1 pseudogene is annotated in these 971 nt (G+C 64.7%); it reads left to right on the top strand.

The annotated features are described in order from the left end of the window. Positions 1 to 138: 138 nt before the first annotated feature. Positions 139 to 971 (top strand): annotated as a pseudogene (locus G8O29_RS18150) (transposase); the annotation flags it as partial.

Genomic DNA, 971 nt, shown 5'->3' with positions numbered 1-971 from the left:
CAAAAGACCGCACTCGATCACAAGTCCAGACGATCACAAATTCCTTGCAAACCGAGCGGCATCCACAAAAGAAGGTTTGATGGCCTGAAACGGAGAATGAGCCATTGTCCGCCACTGGTCCGAGGACAATGGCGAATGATGACCGAAGAGAGAATGGCGCTGATCGACCTGGTTGAGAGTGAGGGGCGAGCGCGCCACCGGTTCGAGCGCCGCCCCGAACGCGGACGGCGATCTTGTCCGCGAGATGCTGGCCTTTGCGGCCGAACGGATCATGGAAGCCGAGATCGAGGCCCGGACGGGTGCAGCCAAGGGTGCACGAACGCCGACGCGGGAGGTTCAGCGCAACGGATACCGTGACCGCGACTGGGGTGAGGGCATTCCCGCCACCGGTTCGAGGGAATGCCCGAACGCGCGCCGGGCGGATCGCGCTGGAGATCCCCAAGCTGCGCAAGGGCAGCTATTTCCCCGGCTTCCTGGAGCCGCGCCGCACGGCGGAGAAGGCCTTGGTGGCGCTCGACCAGTGTTCTTGAACCAATGGCGAACATGGTCTCGCTCCAGGAAGCCTGCGTCCACGGTGTCTCGACGCGCTCGGTCGACGATCTGGTCAAGGCCATGGGGTGAGGAGGATCAGGAAACGGTCCGGGGGACCGTTTCCCCGACGAACGCGGCATGTCGAAGAGCCAGGTCTCGCGGCTCTGCGCCGAGATCGACGAGCGGGTGAACGCTTTCCTGGCGCGGCCGCTCGAGGGTGCATGGCGCTCGCCATCGGACTTGAACCGATGGCGTCTCGATGGCTCGCCTTTGGCTGGATGCGACATACCTCAAGGTCCGGGAAGGCGGGCGCATCATCAGCCGCGCCGTGATCATCGCCGTGGCGGTCAACGGTGAGGCATGGTCCGCCACCGGTTCGAGGACCATGCCGAACGGCAAGCGCGAGGTTCTCGGCGTCGCCACCGGCCCATCCGAAGCGT

The sequence above is a fragment of the Rhodobacter calidifons genome, assembly GCF_011174775.1.
Lineage (GTDB): Bacteria > Pseudomonadota > Alphaproteobacteria > Rhodobacterales > Rhodobacteraceae > Tabrizicola > Tabrizicola calidifons.
This window is presented reverse-complemented; position numbering and strand designations above follow the sequence as displayed.